The sequence below is a fragment of the Enterococcus sp. DIV0240d genome, assembly GCF_051711245.1.
In the GTDB taxonomy this organism is placed as follows: Bacteria; Bacillota; Bacilli; order Lactobacillales; family Enterococcaceae; genus Enterococcus_D; species Enterococcus_D casseliflavus.
In genome coordinates, this window is sequence record NZ_JBIOMG010000001.1 from 3,107,234 (window position 1) to 3,127,771 (window position 20,538).

The following is a 20,538-nucleotide window of genomic DNA, read 5'->3' on the forward strand; positions in this document are numbered from 1 at the left end:
CTCCTCTTCTAAATAATGGATGTCCCCCGAATTTTTTTCGAAGCAATATTGACGATGGCTAACAAGGCAACAGAAATGACACTTTTTAGCATACTGATCGCGGTCGCTAGCGATAGACTATTTCCGCCCATCCCTAAATTGTAGACATACAAATCGAGGACTTGGATCGTATTTCGATTGAATGCATTTTGGAAGACAAAGTACTGATCCATTCCGTTATTCAGCAAGTTGGCGATAGACAGCATCAACATCACAAGGAACGTCGGCATCAAAGCAGGTAGTGTGATATGACGCATCAGGTGGAAACGATTCGCCCCATCGATTCGTGCCGATTCATACAATTCGGGGTCAATTCCTGAAATGCCTGCAAGATACATGATTGCACCCCAGCCCAAGCCTTTCCAAATATTCCAAAGACACATCATCAGCCACGTATGATTGCCGCTATCCAAAAATTTGACTGGATCGGTAACGAAGCCCCATTCTTGCAGCAGCGTGTTTACCAGCCCTGTTGAAGAAAACAAGCTAAAGGCGATCGTATACACCAAAACCCAACTGATAAAATTCGGCAGCGTGGTCAGCGTTTGGACCAAATTTTTAAACCATTTGCACTTGATTTCGTTCAGTAAAATGGCGAAGCCTACTGGTAGGATCGAAGTGGCGATCCCTAAAAAACTCATGGCAAAGGTGTTTTTCATTACTTGTACGATCTGATCCACTTGTGTTGGACTAGAGACAAGAAGTCGAAACCATTTGAAGCCTACGAACTCGCTGCGCGCTAAACCTAATGCTGGTTTGTAATCATAAAGTGAATAAATCCATCCGTGCAAAGGAAAATAAGAGAACAAAAACACGAGAATCAGAAAGGGAACGATACATAAAAACAAAATCTTCCCTTCTCGTGTCACCCGCTTATTTTTTCTTGGGACACTGCTTAGTTTACTTTCCATTTTCCTCCCCCTTTTTTGTAACCGCTTTTACATTTTTAATACTAGCACCTGAATGCTTATTTGCCACCTGTGAAAAATAGAGGTCAATCCGTACATTTTAGACTTCATTTTTCTTTTATTTATAAAGAACGTTGATCTATCAATGTTTTCGCTAGAAACCGCTCGAATGGTAAGGCTTTCAAAATTTGTTTTTTGCGAGTACTATAGGAATATATCAATTTTGGAGGGATAAAAATGAAGTACAATCCTGATGGTCAACTGTACAAAATAACCACCGTTTTTTCACAATTTACATTGTTAAATTTACTATATATCATTAGCTGTTTGCCAATTATTACGATTGGTGCTGCGACAGCTGCCCTTTATGAAGTGACGATTCGTTATGCGGATGAGGAGCGTGGTGAATTGATCGTAGGCTATGTGCGAGCGCTACGAGCAAACTTTATGAAAGCCACCGGTAGTTTTCTCCTTCTTGGGCTCCCCATGGTAGCACTACTGTATAGTAGCTTGTTTTGGTTTTCCTCAAAAACCATTCTTGCCAGTATTTTTGCTTTCGTTCTAATTGTTACAGCTATTTATCTGTTTATTGTGTTAGTCTATTGCCTTGCCTTAATTGGACGTTATGAAAACAGTTTTAGGCAAACACTAAAAAATGCGTTTCTGTTACCGATCGCGGACCCTGTCCGTTCGTTAGCTCTCGCACTTATTCCTATCGCTGCGTTTTGTTTTGTTGTTTTATTTCCGTTGTTTAAATTTCTCTTGTTGATTTTCGGCTTTTCTTTTGTTATTTATTGTAGTTCGTTCCTGTTGCTTTCTATCTTTCGTAATCAACAAGCATGAAAAGAATCAGTCATCTCTCACTTTTTCGTCGTCTGAGTCAGTTTTCCATTCGGCGACAATTGTTCATTCTTTATCTACCTGTTGTTTTTTTATCCACAGTGACTATAGGTCTCTTATTGGTCTACGATTCAACCAAACAGCTGACAGGCAATTACCAACACTTGGCAGAGTTGAATGCTCAGCGTGTCAAATCTGTTCTTTTTGATACAACAAACACGCTGACCAACACGGCGAGTTCCTTATCAAACGATACCCATCTACGTCAACTTTTAACTGCCAATTACCTTGACGATCAAGAAGCGATTGTGGACATCAATAGCTATGATCAGCTAGATGAGATCAGAAATCTTCAAACCTCGATTGCGAAATTAACTATCTATACGACGAATCAAACCATTCCGAACTATAAATATTTTCAACAGGCAGATGACACGATTCAAGCGACCGCCTGGTACCAACGAGCGCTCAAGCAACCCGATGCTTTTTTGATGACGATGCCAGAGGATTACAAAGCAAATCGTTTGAGTCTTTATAAAACGTTACCTTTGCCTTTATCAAAAGAAACAGCCGTTTTGGAGATCCAAGTCGATTACAATTATCTCAGCAACCGACTTCGTAATTCATCCTATGAATTGGAATTACAGTTAAATGATGATGTCATCTTTTATAGCGACAAAATCAATCAAGTTGGGGAACCGGGACAGCTGACAGCTCTTTCTGAGCCGCAATCGAGTGCTGCCTTTTTAAAAAATGATGGTACCAAGGTGATGCTCACCAAAAGCACCTTACCCATGAGTAACAAAGAAGACATCATCACGATTTATAGTGCGGATACCAATGCCTACAGCAATCTACGCACCAATCTGATCCGGTGGAGCACGATCGTTTTGGTGATTTTGATCACTACTTTCATCATCGTCTTTCTCTTTGCTCGATTCTTTACTAAACGAATCTCTCAACTGCAGCAGGCGGTCTACTTTGCCTCGATCGAGGATTATGATTTCTTTCAAAATATCAGCGGCGAAGACGAGATTTCACAGATCTCTCTTGATTTCCACAAGATCATTCAACGAATCAAGAAAAAAGAAGAAGAGATCTACCGTTCACGTTTGGCACAGCAAGAGCTGTTGACTCAGCAGCAGCAAATGGAATTTAATATCTTAGCGGGGCAGATCAACCCCCACTTCTTGTTCAATACATTAGAAACGATTCGTATGATGGCGCTGACTTCTGGCAATTCTGACGTCGTTTATGCCATCAAGTTACTGGCAAAATCGATGCGCTATACGCTAGAAGCCCACGGAACCAAGCGAACGAGTTTAGAAGAGTCCTTAGATGCGGTTCACGTGTATGTCAAGATCCAGCGGATGCGCTTTGGCGATCGAGTCAACTTTTCCTATTCAGTCTCCAATGAGATCGACCAAAAAGAAGTCCAAATATTGCCCCTCCTGATTCAACCATTGGTGGAAAATGCCATCTCCCATGGTTTGGAAGGCATCACCTATCCAGGGTTTGTCCGTTTGACGATCACCAAAGACGGCCATGATCTGGTGATCGTGGTACAAGACAACGGCAGCGGGATACCGCCAGAAAAACTCGAACACTTGCAGCAAAAAATCAAGACGCCCTCCACCCATGCCAAAAAGAACATTGGGCTAGCCAACGTCAATCATAGGGTCAAAATGTTTTATGGACCTGAATACGGCTTGACGATCGAGAGTGTGTTGGGCAGCGGCACACAAGTCACCTTGCGGATCCACGATCTAAGCCAAGATTCATCTTCTCCTCACTAAAACAGCAAAGCCCCCCTTCGATTCCTGTTTCAGAAATCGAAGGGGGGCTTTTGATTGATTAGAAATCCCGCACATGAACGGTTTGTTGGGATGAAGAGGCGCTGGCATAGCAGCCTACCATGATCCCAGTAAAGACACCACCAACTTCAGTAGTCAGATATTTTGTTTCTCCCCTACCTAAAGGCTGTGCTTGTCCTTGCTCATCAACAACAGAAAAACGATAAGTTTCTTTATCGGCGCTCAGCTGCAAGGTGACTGTATCTGCTGCATAAGTCAGTTTCTTTTCCACTTTCCATAGGGAACCGATTTGTCGGCGGAAAACTAGCTGCTGACTGGACGCCGTTTTTTCCAAGTAGCCCTCATAGTGATGGGTGGCATTTAAGAAAACCGTCAATCCCGCTTGTCCATCCGTTAGTTGCCGACAATCAAAGGTTGCTTGAAATTGTTGATCAAAGGCGGTTTGCCGTTGGAACACAGCCGCAAGTTTGCCTTGATCAGACAGACCCGTCTGATTAGGATGCAGCAAGAAGCCATGCGGCTCTTCTTCAATCAACGTCGGGTCCCATTCGAATAAAGTCACGTAATCAGGCTTGCTGCTCTTCTTTTGTGTTTCCTTTGGTGCCGCCGCTGTGTCTACCTGAATGCTTTCTGGTAAATGACCTTCTTCGCCAAACTCCGGCCATGGGTTTGACCAGTCTACTGGCAGCAGGCATGTTTCCCGCCCTAACAAATGCCTCAAAGGATAGCTGATGGGGCGTACTGCTAGACAGACTGCCCACCAGTTGCCTTTAGTATCTTGCACGAGATCCGCATGCCCTGCGGCTTGCAGCGGCAGATTCGTACTGCGATTGGTCATCACTGGATTGTTGGGGCATGCTTCATAGGGTCCCGTCAAGGAACGGCTGCGGGCCATGGTCAGCATATGCCCATAGGACGTTCCGCCTTCGGAGATCAACAGGTAGTAATAACCGTCTTTTTTATACAAGTGGGGGCCTTCTGGATCAGCCGCTCCGCTGCCCGTCCAAATGTTTTGCCGCGGGCCTAGATCTCCAGAAGCCAAATCGATCGTCCGCAGATAGATCTCCTTATGGGTGCCTAAGTAATAGGTCTGTCCATCGTCATCTGCGAAAATTGTTGGGTCGATCCCAGGGGTGTCCAGCCAAATCGGGTCAGACCATTCACCAGCGATGTCATCCGTCCAAATCAGAAAATTGCCTTCTCCTCCTTCGTTTGCGCCAACATTGGTGCAAACGAGGTAAAAGCGGTCCTTGATGAAACGCAAGGTTGGGGCATACAGACCAAAAGCATTGGGGTTTTTCGTCGGTAGCTGCAACTGCTCAGGTCGCGAAAGTCCATGGCCAATCAGCTGCCAGTCTGCCAAGTTTTTACTGTGATAGATTGGTAATCCAGGAAAATATTCAAAGGTACTCGTCACCAGATAAAAGTCTTCACCGACACGGCAAATACTGGGATCTGGATGAAATCCAGGTAAAATTGGATTCGTGATGGTTCGCATGGGCATCTAGAACTCCTTTATCGTGGTTTGGTCAGCCGTCAGCTCATGGCTCGTTTTTCCAGCAGTCGTGTGTATCTGCAAGAATGCTTGCTGGATGCCAGTCAGCTTGACGATCAGTTCTTGATCGACTCTTTCGACAGCCACCTCACCAATCCACTCACCATGGTGATCATAGATAGCGGCAGCGGTCTTGTCTTGCGGATCAAAAAGATGGATCGTTGGATGTTGGGCATAGTCATAGACTGCTTTGGTTTGTTCATGGCCTTCGATAATGACTTGATTTGGTCGGACTAACAGTGGCAAGTGGAAATAGTCATAGGTTTCTTGGTACCAGCGTCCGCCCTCGTATGCTTTGCCAGATAAATAGTCGATCCAATGCCCCTTCGTTTTCGGTACGTAAAAGGAGACTGTTCCTTGATCATTAAAAATGGGCGCCACTAAAAGGTGTTCCCCCAGCATGTATTGGCGATCCAAATGATGGGTCATCTCGTCTTCAGGAAACTCTAAGACCATTGCCCGCATCATCGGAATCCCCGTTTGAGCGGTTAGCACCGATTGGGCTTGCAAGTAAGGCATCAAGGACAGTTTTAACTTGGTAAAGGCTTTAGCTACCGCCACGGCTTCGTCGTCATAGACCCATGGCACTTTGTATTCCCAGCTGCCATGGTAACGGCTATGGGAAGACAGCAGACCAAATTGTGTCCAGCGCTTGTAGAGGTCTGGAGTTGAGCCAGCTTCAAACCCTGAGATATCGTGGCTCCAATACCCAAAGCCGCCTAACCCAAAGGACAGACCTGCCCGCAGCGACTCTGCCATCGATGGATAATCTGAGGTACTGTCGCCGCCCCAGTGTACAGGCAAGCGTTGTGAACCAACCGAAGCTGCCCGCGCAAAAACGATGGCTTCTTCTGCTCCCTTGACTTCTTTCAGCAAGTCAAAGACGACCTTATTGTATAGATAGGCGTAATAATTGTGCATTTTTTCTGGATCAGAGCCATCATAGTACACCGCATCGGTGGGAATCCGTTCACCAAAATCCGTTTTGAAGCAATCCACCCCCATGTCTAATAAGGCACGCAGCTTGCTGTTGTACCAAGCGATCGCTTCAGGGTTGGTGAAGTCGACGACCGCCAAACCGGCTTGCCATTTGTCCCATTGCCAGACATCTCCATTGGCGCGTTTCAAAAAGTAGCCATTGGCCATCCCTTCATCAAACAAGGGTGATTTTTGCCCAATGTAAGGATTGATCCAGACACAGATTTTCAATCCTTTGGCTTTCAAGCGCTGCAGCATTTTTTCAGGTTCTGGGAAAGTTCGTTCATCCCATGTGAAGTTGCACCACTCGTATTCTTTCATCCATAAGCAGTCAAAATGAAAGACCTCAAGAGGGATATCACGTTCTGCCATACCGTCTACAAAAGACGTCACGGTTTGTTCATCATAATCCGTCAAGAACGAGGTACTTAGCCACAAACCAAAGGACCACGCAGGCGGCAACGACGGTTTCCCCGTCAAATCAGTGTAGCGCTGAATCACTTGTTTTAACTCATCGCCGGCAATCACAAAGTACTGCAGCGATTGTCCTGGATTGCTGAATTGAACACGCGAAACTTTTTCACTCCCCACTTCGAATTGCACCCGATCTGGTGAATTGACAAAGACGCCATACCCTTTATTACTTACATAAAAAGGAATATTTTTATAAGCTTGCTCTGTACCAGTGCCCCCGTCGGCATTCCAGATATCAACACTCTGGCCGTTCTTCACGAAATTTGTAAAGCGTTCCCCTAAACCATAGATCGTTTCTCCCACATCCAGGGTCAACTGTTCGCTGATATGGGTATTTGCTTGCGGATCGATCACTAAGGCTTTGCTGCGAGGCTTGCTTTGGGTAATCAGCTGTTCTTTGTAATAAAACGAAGCTGTCACATTTTCCTCTTTGGTGATTACGACTTGCAAGTCTCCCGAGCGAAAAACATATGATTGCTCGTCTTCTGAAATATCAGGAGTGATCGCTTCTGTCATCAATTCAAAATCGGGGGCTTTGGCTTGGACCCCTTTATAGTTATAGAGGGTGATCCCAATGATATTGCTTCTAGGGGTAGTGACTTCCATCGTTAACAATCCGCCATCCAGCGTTGCCCCTTTATGTCCGACATAGCTATAAGGCAGATATAAAACCAATTTGTTTTCTTCTTTACGGGCATCGTAGACATGCACCGCAAATTTCACATCAAATCCTTCACGAAATAACCAACCGCCATCTGAAAATTTCATTTTTTTCCTCCTTGTTGGATCAATGTCAACGCCCCTAACAGACCAGAATCATTATAGTAACGACAAGTCTCGATCGGCACTTGGAAATCTGGCCAATGGGGGTTCTCATTGATTGCTTGTTTGATTATAGCTAATAGATCAGGGTGTTGGCTGATGCCGCCGCCGATCAGTATTTTTTCGGGATTCATCGTGACAGCTAGGTTGTAAATCGCAAGTGCGACATAACGTGCCCACTGTTTCAGGATCTCCTGCGTTTCAGGATCACTCGACCGCTGTTGCATGATGGTTTCGCCTAAAATCTCCTCTGATTCAGGAATCGCTTTTGCCCGCCGATAGGCAGCAATCAGTCCTCTCGTTGAAGCTAGATCATGGAGGGTCGCAAAAGAAGATGCTTGAAAATCAGTGATCATCATTCCGAATTCTCCTGCCCGAAACCCATGTCCGTGAATCAACTGGCGCTGATGAACGAGCGCGCCACCAATACCGGTGCCTAATGTGATCATGACAAAATCTTGTACGTCAGCAGCATTGCCGGTAGAAAGTTCTGCTAAAGCAGCACATTTCGCATCATTTTCGATCCAGATCGGATAGGACTTGTTTAAACGCTGCTGCAGCTCTTGTACAACAGCACAGCCGTGTAAAGGAGCCAACGCCCCCGCCATGATCGCTCGGCCATTGACTGAATCAATGAAACCAGGAAAACTCAGCCCGATCCCTTCGATGACATGCACTTGCTCGACTTCTTTTATTTTGGCAGCTAAGGCAGCAAAAAATTCATCCCGCGTATTACTCGGGGTTTTGATTTTGCCTCGGTCCAGCCATTGATTCTTCTCCGTAAAAACCCCGAATTTGATATAGGTCCCCCCTACATCAAAGCACAGGCGTACATCTGTCATTTCTCCTCCTCCGTTCGAAAAGCGCTTACAGTTTCATTTAAATTATATAAAAGAAAAAAAAGAAAGCCTACTTCTTAGAATAGACTTTCTTACTATAAAAATTAGCTTTTTTCTGTCTCCGATAGGCAATAGGATACTTCTTTTTTATTTAAGCATTGCTCCATTTGAAGCAATGACTTCCTTATACCAATCAAAAGAATCTTTCTTGATTCGATCAAGCGAACCATTCCCTTCATTGTCACGGTCTACATAGATGAACCCATATCTTTTTCGCATTTCACCTGTAGTAAATGAGATGAGATCAATACAGCCCCATGCTGTATACCCAATCACATCAATGCCGTCTTCCTCGATGGCAAGCATCATTTGTTTGATGTGTTCAGCTAAATAGTCAATCCGTTCGGGATCATGAATGCCGGTTTCTGTCATTTGGTCATTAAAACCAAAGCCATTTTCCACAATAAAAATCGGCAGTTCATAACGGTCCTGCAAGAGATTCAGCATATAGCGCAATCCCATGTGGTCAATCGTCCAGCCCCATTCCGTCATCGTTGCATAAGGATTCGTTGTTAGCACACTGCTGCCCAACAAAGGATCATGTAGATAGTTTGCATCTAAGCGGGTAGATACTGTATTGCTTAAATAATAAGTAATACCGATATAATCAACGGTGCCGTTTGCCAAATCATCAAGATCGGCTTCTGTCACATCGATCGTGTACCCTTTTTTCTGCCATTCATTGAGAATTCTTTTTGGGTAGTGTCCACGGACATGTACATCTGTGAAATAGAGTTGATTATTATCTTCTTGTTGTGCTAACAATTGATCACGAGGATCAGAAGTCAGCGGGTAATTAGGTGTGGCAGCTAAACAGCAGCCAATTTGAAACTCAGGATTGATTTTTTTCGCAGCTGTGACGACCCGAGCTGAAGCAACAAACTGATAGTGAGCGGCTTGGTACATGCCTGCTAGTTTCTCCTCATCCTCGTCAAAGATCACACCAGAATTGGTAAAACTGTAAATTGGATTATCGATGATCCGCTGATTGTTGATCTCGTTAAATGTTAGCCAATACCGCACTTTTTCTTTGTAGCGTTCCATTACAGTTTGCGCAAAACGTTCAAAAAATCCGATCATCTTTCTGTTGCGCCAAGCCCCATAGGTTTCAACTAAATGATAGGGCATCTCGAAATGAGACAACGTCACAACAGGTTCTATTCCATATTTTTGCATCTCGTCAAAGACCTGATCGTAAAAATACAGCCCTTCTTCGTTCGGTAGTTGTTCATCTCCTAAAGGAAAAATTCGTGTCCATGCGATACTGATTCGCAAAGCTTTGAAACCCATTTCCGCAAAAAGTTTGATATCTTCCGGGTAACGATGGTAAAAATCAATGCCTTCATGATTCGGGTAATATTCCTCAGGCAAGATTGTGTTGGTAATTTTCCGAGGCCGGTCTTTCGTTCCTGCTGTCATCACATCGGCAATACTGATCCCTTTCCCGCCTTCTTGCCAAGCACCTTCCACTTGATGAGCGGAGATCGCACCGCCCCATAAAAAGTTTTCTTTCATTTTCAAACTCCTATCCTTCGTTGTTTACGGTAAACAGAATCCCTTCTGCTTCAATTGTTCCGGCCGTTGTTTCGTACTCGATTACTGTATCTGGTCCACAATTTGTAACGATCACGGGTGTCGATAATTGATAGCCTTTATCCAGAATCGCCTGCCGGTCAAAGGTCAACAAACGATCTCCTCGTGCAATTGTCGCACCATTTTCGACGTTAACATCAAAAAACTCACCATTTAGATTCACGGTATTCAATCCGACATGGATCAATAATTCAACCCCTTGATCAGATTTGATACCAATCGCATGCTTAGAAGGGAAAACAGCAACAACAGTACCTGCAAAAGGTGCCCGAATGATTCCTTCATCGGGGATGACCGCAATTCCTTGTCCAGCGATTCCGCTGGCGAAGACATCGTCTTCCACTTCTGCTAAAGGCATCACTTGTCCTTTTACCGGTGAATAAATCGGAGTTGCTGCATTGGTTAAGATACTTTCTACCTCTGATTCAGGCTCTGCTTCAAATTCTGTTAGTTCACTTTCCTTCACGCCGAAGAAATAAGCCAGTAGAGCTCCTGACAACAATGAAACGGTGATTCCGATCAGATAACCCACCAAAGGACTGTAAACAGGTAAGGAAAAAATATTATGGAAAACATACGCATTCATCGTCACACCAAAAGCGCCTAACACTGCTCCGCCTAAACCACCGGAAATAGCTACGATCGGCAAAAGTCTTTTGTAACGAAGAATAATCCCATAGACGATGGGCTCTGTCACGCCGGCAAAGAAGCCAGTCAATGCAACTGGGCCTGCCAAAGCCCGCATTTTCGAATGTTTTTTCGCTCGTAAGAAGAAGCCAACTGCAATCCCGATTTGAGCAAAAACAGCGGCCAATGCCATTCCTTCAATGGGGTCTCCACCTAATCTTGTCAGATTATCTAACGTTACAGGTGTAAAGCCCCAGTGCAAACCAAACATAACCATGAAGGTCATCCCGCCCCCTAAAACGATACCTGAAAGGATTCGGCTTTTTTCAAATAACCACATTACACTTCCTGATAAAAGATCCCCGAAAAAGGTGCCGAATGGACCAAAAAGGATAACGGTCAATGGAATCATGATCATCAAACTAAGCATTGGTACGGCAAACAATTGAATGTCTTTATAAATAATCTTTTTCAAAAATTTATCTACAAATTGATAAATGAAAATAGCCGCAAAAATCGGAAATAGGGTTGTGGCATAGTCCACGGCTTGAACTGGTATCCCTAAGAAATTTGTATTTTCCACGCCAATCAACCCAGTAAACTGAGGTTCCAACAATGCTGCACCAATCACGCCGCCAACGTACATGTTGGCACCTAATCTTTTCGACAACGTGATCCCTAAGAAAATCGGTAAAAAATAAAATATTGCATTACTCGCGGCACTCAAAATGATATAAGTAGAAGATTCTGCTGATAACCAATTAAATTGGGTCAAAACCGTCAGCAGTGCTTTTAGCATCCCCGAACCTGCTAGAGCAGGAATTAAAGGAGAAAAAGCACCTGAGATAATTTCAAATACGGCGTTCAAATTAAAACCTGTTTTTTTCGAAGAACCTGTTTCTTGATCTGATAACCCAGCCATAGCTGAGATCGTCGCATAGTAATCTGATACATTGCTGCCGATTACGACTTGATATTGTCCTCCACTTTGTACAACGGACATCACATAGGGTAGTTTTTGAAGTTCCCCTTTATTGGCCTTGGCGTCATCCTTCAAGCCAAAACGCAATCTCGTTGCACAATGAACCAAGCTATCGATATTTTTTTCACCACCGATCAAGCGAATGATCGCGGCACTTTCGTTTTCAAATTTCATAGTTATTCTCCTTTTGCGTATAATAAAAAGCGTGATCTAGAAGACACCTCAAACAAAAGACTCGTTTGAGTGCTCACTCTAGGTCACACCTGCTTTACCAGTAACGATCCGTTAAGATGCCAATCGATTTAAATGTAAGGTTAAATACAACACTTCATCTTCAGTGATTTCCCACTGATACCTATTTTCCAGAAATTGCTTGATTTTCATAGCACACTCATAATCCAACGGATATTTCAGTTGAATCACATCTAATAAACTAGACGCTGGTTGAGCTGGTAGCTCATTGCTCATCTGTCGTTTAACAAAGTAGCGAATGTGAGTGATGAATCGGGAAAAATAAATAGAGTCTTGTCTGAATTCTTTGCCATAATGATAATTGATGATCGTCAAAATATCTTTCATGACTTTGGAAATCAGCATTGTTTCTTCCATTCCGTTGTTATCGCCTAAAAAATTCACGAAATGCAGCGTAATAAAAGCAGCCTCATCTTGCGGAATATTCAGATGTGTTCGCTTTTGCATCAGCTCAACCGCTTGAAGACCAATTTCATATTCTTTCGGGTACACCTGCTTTAATTCCCATTCTAGGGGTGTTTGAATTTTCATCCCTTCTCTTGCTCTCGTCAGAGCAAAACCGATATGGTCTGCAAGTGCCACTAGCAGTGCAGGATTGCTTTCGCATTGAAACGCTTCCTCAAACAATTTTAAAATATCGCTGGCCAGTTGCAGATCACGATATTCAATCCGTTTAAGCAGCTGTTCCAAATCTGCAATGCTTTTTTGGTCGTTAATGATGAATCGCTTTTCTATTTTCTTTTGATCGACAGTGTCGCCTGGCTTCAAACCAAAGCCGATGCCACTCCCCATCACAACTTCTTCTTGGTGATTGTCGTTCAGGACTAATGAAGCATTATTATTAAATACTTTGACGATTTCCATGGTCAACACCTCCTAAAATAAAACAAAAAAATAACGTCACCAACTAGCTATGATCTTTTTCCAAAACAAACGAATGGAGAAAATCTCATACCTGTGGTCACGCCTGCATTATCAGTAACGATCCGATGCACTTACTATACTTCAAAATGAAAACGACGTCAATAGCTTTTTTAAAGCATTTTCTTGTATGAGCTTCTGACGAGATTATTCAAAAAAATGGCGACAAAAAAAGACGTGTTGTCTCTTGCTGCCGCCATGCGAACCTGTAATGCCGCTTTTTCTTTTCACAAATTTCTCTTTTCATTGCCTATGCGATGGACTGTTTTCCTGAAAAATAGCTGCTCATGTATCAGCGAATTTTCTTATGTTTTCCGAAACTCATTCGGTGAAACCTGATGGTATTGTTTGAACTTTTTGTAGAAATAATCAACATTGCTGTAGCCCACCAATTCAGCAACTTCGTAGACCATTAGATTGGAATGACGTAAGATTTCCACCGCTTTTTCCATTCGTACTTCATCCAAGAACGCCAAATAATTTTTCCCAGTTTCTTTGCGAAACTTCTTGCCTAGATAGGCACTATTGTAATTGAAACGTTCCCCGATTTTTTTCAAGGTCAAATCTTCTTGATAATGCTTTTTCGTGTATTGGATCAATTCTGCAATGATATCGATTTGGTTCAAACTGCTGGCGACTGTTGCTTGCAAGTCAGCTAGTTTTGCGGTGATCACCTCTTGCAGCATTGGAAACGTCTGGGCGAGAAAAATCTGCTGATGTACTTCGTCTGTCGACCATTCGATTGCTAAGGCTACTTTTTCACTGATTTGATGCTGCAGCCATTCGATGTCACCATTGATTTGCCATTTGATCTCTTCTTCCAATGCCAATGAATGATAAAAGGTTTGATAATAGCGGGATAACGGCTGTTCTAACGGATTGTTTGCCAAAATCGCCTTAACTAATTCTTCACGCAAATCGCTTCGTTCTTCTGCTTCTTGCGTCGTATCCAAAACATGGTGAGAAATGACTTGATTGGGAAATAAGAAAATCAATTTACTTAATGTCTGGATATCGATCATCAATGGCTTCAAGTTATCTTGCGCCGCAAACCAGCGGGAGATCAAGATTTCATGGTGAGCCATTTTTTTACGGCACCACGCATCGATCGCCTCGTCAGGAAAGCGTTCCTCGTTTAACAGAACCAAATACCGATGATGCCGATGGATCAAGGTGACGACTTGCGCCACTTGCTCCTGCAATTTCTCAACCAGCTTTTGGGCATCTGCCTCCTCGGAAAGACGCAATAGCTTGATGGCTTGTGCGTCTTTGATTCCCGTTTGATCCCCGCCAAACAATTTCTCCATCAACTGACTCTTCTGATTTTTCTGCTGATCGGTCTTGGCTTTTTGATCGATTTTCGTCAAAATACCGATCAGCTCTTCTTCGTCAACTGGTTTCAGCAAATAGGTCACAGCGCCCAGTTGCAAAGCTTGCTTGGCATAGTCAAAATCTGAGTAGCCGGATAAAATAATGGCAAAAAACAAAAGCCCTTCCTCCGATGCTGCTTGCACCATCTCAAGACCATTTTTTCCCGGCATACGGATATCAGCGATCACAACATCTGGCTTCAATTCGCGGATCATTGCCAAGCCAGCTTCGCCGTTTTCCGCCGACCCGACGATTTGATACCCCAGACGTTCCCAATCGATGATCAGAGGTAGCCCATTTCGGATCGATGCTTCATCGTCAACGATCAACACTTTACGCATTTTCCAACCTCCATTTTCAGCTACTCCTTCGTTACATCATGTTTCACTTGTCAAACTTGCCCCGTTGGTGCGAATCACCTCTTGATACCAATAAAAACTATCTTTCGGGATGCGCGCCAACTGACGTTCGCTTTGATTGTCGCGATCAACATAAACAAACCCATAGCGTTTTTTGTATCCATTCAACCAACTCAGTAGATCTGTAAAGGACCAAGCACAATAGCCGATCAGCTCAACCCCATCCGTGATGGCCTTTTGCAGTTCCACCAGATGTTCCTGCAAATAGGTGATGCGATATGGGTCATGGATCTGTTTGTCTTCTGTCAATTGATCGATAGCGCCTAACCCATTTTCAGTAATAAAAATCGGCAAGTCATAATTGGCTTGGATGCGCCGCAAGGCTACACGGAAACCAACGGGATCGATCTCCCAGCCCCAATCTGTTTTTTTCAAGTGAGGATTTTCTGCTGTCGCAAACATGGTTTCTTCGGGTGAGAACTCACCAGCTGCCGCTTGCATCAAATACGGATCGACTTTAGAAAATTCTTTCTTTTCAGCTGACTGCTTTTGCAAATTGTTTTGCTGGGCCGTCCCACCGTGATAGTAATTGATTCCTAAGAAATCAGGTTTTGCCTGTTTTAATAGTGCTTGATCTTCTGGAGTGACTTCAGGAGCCAAGCCAACTTTGGCTAATTGCTTGTACACAAATTTCGGGTATTCGCCTTTGCAATAGACATCTAAAAACCATGCGTTGTTGAAGGCTTCGCCATTTTCTGCTGCTAGCACATCTTCTGGGTCACAGCTAAACGGATACATCGGTCCATAGCCAAAACTTGGACCGATCTTGCCCTGAGGAACCAGCTCATGGAACAAATTGATCGCCTTAGCATTGGCAAGGTTGATGATATGATTGGCTGCATACATCCGTTTTAAGTCCTTCAAGCCCGGCGGATGTGCCGCCCAACGGTACCCAAGAGAAGTGAAGACATTTTGTTCATTCATGGTGACCCAATAGGTGACTTTCTTTCCTAGGCGTTCAAAAAGGATCCGGCAATACCGTTCAAATGCTTCTGCTGTTTCTCGGCCTTCCCATCCTTGATATTTGTCTTGCAAAGCCTGGGGAAGGTCCCAATGATACAGCGTCAAAATCGGCTCTACTCCTTGCCGAAGCAATTCGTCCACCAGCTTTTCGTAAAACGCCACACCCGCTTCATTGATCGCGCCTTCGCCATCAGGCAAGATTCGCGACCACGCCACGCTGAAGCGATAGGCTTTCAAGCCCATTTGCTTCATCAAAGCAACATCTTCTTTGTACCGATGGTAATGATCGATCGCCACTTTGCCGTTGGTTTCCTCAAAAGTATTGCCAGGAATTTGGGCATAGGTGTCCCAAATCGACGGACCTTTGCCGTCTTCTGCCCATGCTCCTTCAATTTGATAGGCCGCCGAAGCTGCCCCCCATAAGAAGTTTTCTGGGAAAGGATCTAAGTTTGTGTGAAACATCAAGTTGCCTCCTTCATTTCCTAAACCGAAATAAATCGGTTACATTTTATCGTATCATAATTTGGTTGATTCGTAACAATTGCCAAAAGATATTTTTTAGGTGAAAAAACTGCCGCTCCTCAGAACGACAGTCGTTTCTTATTAAAACAGGTAATCATTCAAACGAGATTTCACATATTCAATGTGGCTGGATTCTAATTCGATTTGATCATGAGCCAATGCGTAATCTGTCAGTGTTTCTAAGTTTTCCTCATCAGCAACGATCTTCGCTCCGATGCCTTCTTGGAAAGAAGCATACCGTTTTTCCTTCAACTCGTCTAAGAAGCGGTCTTCTTTTAGTTTCGCTGCTGCTTTCAACGCTCTGGCATACGTATCCATACCAGCGATGTGGGCTAACAACAGATCTTCCATTTCAAATGACGAACGACGGACTTTAGAATCGAAATTGATTCCTCCCGGTGCGATGCCGCCGTTTTCTAAGACTTCGTATAAAGCAAGTGTCGAGTCAAAGACGTTGGTTGGGAATTCATCCGTATCCCATCCTAACAGCATATCTCCTTGGTTGGCATCCAGTGAGCCTAATGCGTTATAGCTGCGGGCAACAGCGATTTCATGTTCAAAGGTATGACCAGCTAATGTTGCATGATTGGCTTCTAGGTTTAATTTAAAATCTCCTTCTAAGCCGTAGTGCTGAATGAAGGCCATCGTTGTCGCTGCATCAAAATCATATTGATGTTTTGATGGTTCTTTTGGTTTCGGCTCTAATAAGAACTGAGGTTTATGACCGATTTTTTCGCCATAAGCGATCGCCATTTTGAATAGACGGGCGATGTTGTCTTGTTCAAATTTCATGTCTGTATTCAACAAGGTTTCATAGCCTTCACGGCCACCCCAGAAGACATAGTTTTCGCCGCCTAATTTTTTCGAGATGTCTAAGCCTTTTTTGACTTGGGCTGCCGCATACGCATAAACTTCCGCATTATTGGTGGAAGCAGCGCCGTTATTGAAACGAGGATGTGAGAACATATTTGCTGTATTCCATAATAGTTTGATCCCCGTTTGTTCCATTTTTTCTTTGATCAAATCGGTGATTTCGTCTAAGTTTTGGAAAAATTCTTCTAACGTTTCTCCTGCAGGTGCCACGTCTACATCATGGAAACAGAAGAACTCTGCCCCTAATTTTTCGCAAATCTCGAAGAAGGCTTCTACTCGATTTTTCGCCGTTTCCATTTCGGTGTCACCAATCCACGTCCGTTTGTTGACAGGTGCGCCAAAAGGATCAGAACCGTCTTGCGTCATCGTATGCCAATAGGCGATTGCAAAACGTAGATGATCTTTCATTTTCTTGCCTAAAACAACTTCTTCGGCATCGTAGTGGCGAAATGCAAACATATTGTCTGTTTTAGGACCTTCGTAGCGGATTTTTTCGATCTCTGGGAAATAAGTCATTGTTGTTGCCTCCATTTTATGTTTTTTAGTGTAATAAACTAACTTACTTGTTTCCAATCATTTAGAACCAAAAACGATTCCTCGCTTTGATCAAGTAGATTGCCTGCTGCCATTACGCTACTCGATTTGCGCCAATGCATGGCAGATAGGTGCGGTTTGTTGGTAGACGGTGCGGTAGATCGCATAGATTTCTTGGTATTTGGCGACATTTTCAGGAATCGGTGCAATGGCCTTGCCGTATTTGACAAAGGCGTTAACACAGGCAGCTGCATCTGGATAAATGCCACTGCCGATTGCTGCCAGCATTGCTGCGCCCATACCTGGACCTTGCTCAGTAGACAAAGTCAGCATTTCTGCATTAAAAATATCGGCTTGCATTTGCAGCCATTCGGCATTTTTCGCACCGCCCCCCACAGAAACGATCTGGGTGAATTTCCGCTGTGCCCGTTCTTCCATGATCATTTGGGAATCTTTCAAAGAGAAGGTGATCCCTTCTAAGACGGCACGACTGAAATGCTTTTCGCGATGCCGTGTGTCGATGCCGATAAAACTACCCCTGATTTGGCTGTCGGTATGCGGTGTGCGTTCGCCCACGATATAAGGCGTAAACAGCAGGCCTTCTGCCCCTGGGTTTACCTCACTGATCGCTGAAAGCAATTCCTGAAACGATTGGTTGGGGGCAAACGTATCACGATACCAGCTTAAGGAATTTCCAGCGGCTAACGTGACCCCCATTGAATACAACTTGTCTTTGATCGCATGACGGAAAAGGTGTAGATCTCCTTGATAATCAACCTCTTGCGCTTCTTCAAAGGATAAGAACACACCACTCGTGCCAATCGACACCATGCCGACACCTTCGGCGATGATCCCTGAACCTAATGCAGCACAGGCATTGTCTGCGCCACCTGCATAGATCGTCACCTCTTGTTCAAACCCAAAGGCTTCTTGCAGCTCTTTTCGCATTTGCCCCACAGGCGCTGCTGATTCAAAAAGCGGCGGCAGTAAATCCGATGCGATTGCGAATTTTTCTAGAATGGCTTCAGACCAGCACTTCTTTTCGATATCCAGCAGTAACGTACCCGCTGCATCGGAATAATCCATCGAATAGTTCCCAGTCAGCCAAAAAGCCAAGTAGTCTTTTGGCAGCATCATGTGACGAACTTGTTGCCAATGTTCAGGCTCGTGTTCTTGGACCCATAAAATTTTTGGTAAGGTGAACCCTTCCAAAGCAACATTCTTGGTGATTGCTTTTATTTCCTCTCCAAAGGATGCCATGATCGCTTGGCATTGTTTGGTGGTTCGAACGTCATTCCATAATATTGCCGGACGAATGACTCGGTTTTCTTCATCCAATAAAACAAGACTATGCATTTGCCCAGAAAAGCTGACGCCGATCAATTCCTTTTGCAGCGTTGGAAGCTGCTGGATCAAGGTTTTGATCACCTTATCTGCCGCCTCTTGCCAATGCACCGGCTCTTGCTCACTGAACCCCGGTCTAGGGGATGACAATGGATAGTCAGCACTTGCTGTTCCTTGGAGTTCCCCGGTTTGATCAAAAACTAAGCCTTTTAACGCACTTGTTCCTAGATCCAACCCTAAAAAATAAGCCATCTCTTCTCTCCTTCCTCTGTTTGAAGCAGTTAACCATTGACCCTTAATCGGTTAATTAGCATTCAAAACTAACTAATTGGATAGTAAACGATTCTCGCATTCCTGTCAAGCGCTTTCAACGAATCTTTCATGGTTTTTCCTTCTCAAACTGCTGCTCCTACATTCTGCGTCTTTTCTTTATTCTTCAGCTTGCACAATATTAATTTGCACGGTAAACTAACACTAATCACATCTACGAAGAGGAGAATACATGATTATCAATAAAATGGGCATACGCGAACAAAATGAAGCGGCTGTATTGAAGACGATCATTGACAATGAAAATGTGTCACGAGCGGAAGTGTCAAATTTGACCCATCTCAATAAAGCGTCTGTTTCTCAAATAACCAAAAAACTGATCGACACGGACTTCGTGCGCGAAGTCGGCATTGGGGATTCCACTTCGATCGGTGGTCGCAAACCGATTCAATTGCAATTCAACCACCGCAGTAGCTTAGCTGTTACCTTTGACATCGGCTATAACTATGTTCGTGGAATGCTCTCTTATATCAATGGCGAGATGATCGCCTCCGCCGATCATTCCCATGAATTGATCACCAAAGAAAATGTACTGGCGACGATCGATTCTATGATGAAAGAATTTTGGCCGCAAATGCCGCAAACCACTCATGGATTAGTAGGAATCTGTTTGGCGATCCACGGCATCGTTCACAATCAGACGATCACCTTTGCCCCCTACTACGACTTGGAACACTTTGATTTGATCGCCCCTTTGAGCCAAAAATACAATACGGCGGTCTATATAGAGAACGAAGCCAATCTGACGGCTTTAGGCGAGTACTGTTTTTCTTCTGATTCCACGAATTTACTGAGCGTCAGCGTCCATAGTGGGATCGGTGTCGGAATCATCGTTGATGGGCAGCTACAAACCGGTACTCACGGCATGGCGGGGGAAGTTGGCCATTCTACGCTCTTTCCTCACGGCAACTTGTGTCCTTGCGGCAATCGAGGCTGCTTAGAGCAATATGCCTCGAACAAAGTCTTGTTTGACACCTACAGTCACTATACAAAAACTGCGTTCGTTAATTCGGATACCTTTGCACAAGCCTACCATGTCGGAGAAAAGTCAGCAGTCGAATTGGCGCAACAAAATGTTGAGTTTCTTAGTATTGGGCTAAACAATGTCATCACTTTTTCTGATCCCGAAGAAGTCTATATCAACAGCTCGGTCTATCGCAAAATTCCTGATTTATTACTGGCGCTGCAACAAAAATTGACCAGCCAGTTCACCAAAAACACGAAGATCAAAAACAGTCGATTAGGCGATCAGGCCCCGCTGTTTGGCGGCAACGTTTTAGTGGCGAAACATTTCTTGAATATCAACGATTTGCGCTTTGCGGCACTTGATTTGTAGCAACTGATACGCTAAATAAACGCTGGACTGAAGGAGCAGTCCAGCGTTTTCTCTTTTCACAGTAAAGAACTTTCGCTATTCTTTGAATCCTGCGACAGTTATAATACCAATTCTATACTTCAATAGAAAAAAGTCATCCAAA

The 20,538-nt window shown here is 44.0% G+C and carries 14 protein-coding genes; 3 read left to right on the forward strand and 11 right to left on the reverse strand.

Features of this window, described 5'->3' with window-relative positions; genetic code table 11:
• Positions 1-8 precede the first annotated feature (8 nt).
• Positions 9-950, reverse strand: a complete 942-nt coding sequence (locus IGJ25_RS14980; RefSeq protein ID WP_005228459.1) for an ABC transporter permease — start codon at positions 948-950, stop codon at positions 9-11.
• Between the two features lie 234 nt (positions 951-1,184).
• Between IGJ25_RS14980 and IGJ25_RS14985 the strand changes: the two genes are divergently transcribed.
• Positions 1,185-1,790 (forward strand): YesL family protein, encoded by a 606-nt coding sequence (locus IGJ25_RS14985; protein ID WP_010749932.1) that lies wholly within the window; start codon positions 1,185-1,187, stop codon positions 1,788-1,790.
• Entirely contained in the window at positions 1,787-3,583 is a 1,797-nt protein-coding gene (locus IGJ25_RS14990; protein ID WP_010749933.1) for a sensor histidine kinase, read from the forward strand. The genes IGJ25_RS14985 and IGJ25_RS14990 overlap by 4 nt, the downstream gene beginning before the upstream one ends.
• A gap of 58 nt (positions 3,584-3,641) precedes the next feature.
• On the opposite strand, the gene IGJ25_RS14995 is transcribed toward IGJ25_RS14990, so the two are convergent.
• The 10 genes from IGJ25_RS14995 to xylB all read right to left on the reverse strand — a co-directional run bounded on the left by IGJ25_RS14995 (position 3,642) and on the right by xylB (position 18,982).
• Positions 3,642-5,105, reverse strand: a complete 1,464-nt coding sequence (locus IGJ25_RS14995; protein WP_081116049.1) for a glycoside hydrolase family 43 protein — start codon at positions 5,103-5,105, stop codon at positions 3,642-3,644.
• Positions 5,106-7,376, reverse strand: a complete 2,271-nt coding sequence (yicI, locus tag IGJ25_RS15000; RefSeq protein ID WP_010749935.1) for an alpha-xylosidase — start codon at positions 7,374-7,376, stop codon at positions 5,106-5,108. It lies immediately after the preceding gene.
• The gene (locus tag IGJ25_RS15005; RefSeq protein ID WP_005228453.1) at positions 7,373-8,272 is read right to left on the reverse strand and encodes an ROK family protein; all 900 of its coding nucleotides are present in this window, start codon (positions 8,270-8,272) and stop codon (positions 7,373-7,375) included. The genes yicI and IGJ25_RS15005 overlap by 4 nt, the downstream gene beginning before the upstream one ends.
• Positions 8,273-8,416: 144 nt before the next feature.
• The gene (locus tag IGJ25_RS15010; protein WP_225000606.1) at positions 8,417-9,844 is read right to left on the reverse strand and encodes a 6-phospho-beta-glucosidase; all 1,428 of its coding nucleotides are present in this window, start codon (positions 9,842-9,844) and stop codon (positions 8,417-8,419) included.
• A gap of 10 nt (positions 9,845-9,854) precedes the next feature.
• Entirely contained in the window at positions 9,855-11,705 is a 1,851-nt protein-coding gene (locus IGJ25_RS15015; protein WP_010749937.1) for a beta-glucoside-specific PTS transporter subunit IIABC, read from the reverse strand.
• Positions 11,706-11,816: 111 nt separating this feature from the next.
• Positions 11,817-12,647: a BglG family transcription antiterminator LicT gene (gene licT, locus IGJ25_RS15020; RefSeq protein ID WP_010749938.1), complete on the reverse strand. Its 831-nt coding sequence runs from the start codon at positions 12,645-12,647 to the stop codon at positions 11,817-11,819.
• 362 nt (positions 12,648-13,009) lie between these two features.
• Positions 13,010-14,416 carry a response regulator gene (locus IGJ25_RS15025; RefSeq protein WP_010749939.1) on the reverse strand — a complete coding sequence of 469 codons (1,407 nt, stop codon included), beginning with the start codon at positions 14,414-14,416 and terminating at the stop codon, positions 13,010-13,012.
• 36 nt (positions 14,417-14,452) lie between these two features.
• A complete protein-coding gene (locus tag IGJ25_RS15030; RefSeq protein WP_010749940.1) occupies positions 14,453-15,919 on the reverse strand; it encodes a glycoside hydrolase family 1 protein in 1,467 nt (488 codons plus the stop codon).
• A 141-nt stretch (positions 15,920-16,060) separates the two neighbouring features.
• The gene (gene xylA / locus IGJ25_RS15035; protein ID WP_008380597.1) at positions 16,061-17,368 is read right to left on the reverse strand and encodes a xylose isomerase; all 1,308 of its coding nucleotides are present in this window, start codon (positions 17,366-17,368) and stop codon (positions 16,061-16,063) included.
• A 117-nt stretch (positions 17,369-17,485) separates the two neighbouring features.
• Entirely contained in the window at positions 17,486-18,982 is a 1,497-nt protein-coding gene (xylB, locus tag IGJ25_RS15040) for a xylulokinase (RefSeq protein ID WP_010749941.1), read from the reverse strand.
• 250 nt (positions 18,983-19,232) lie between these two features.
• Between xylB and IGJ25_RS15045 the strand changes: the two genes are divergently transcribed.
• A complete protein-coding gene (locus IGJ25_RS15045; protein WP_010749942.1) occupies positions 19,233-20,396 on the forward strand; it encodes an ROK family transcriptional regulator in 1,164 nt (387 codons plus the stop codon).
• Positions 20,397-20,538: the final 142 nt, after the last annotated feature.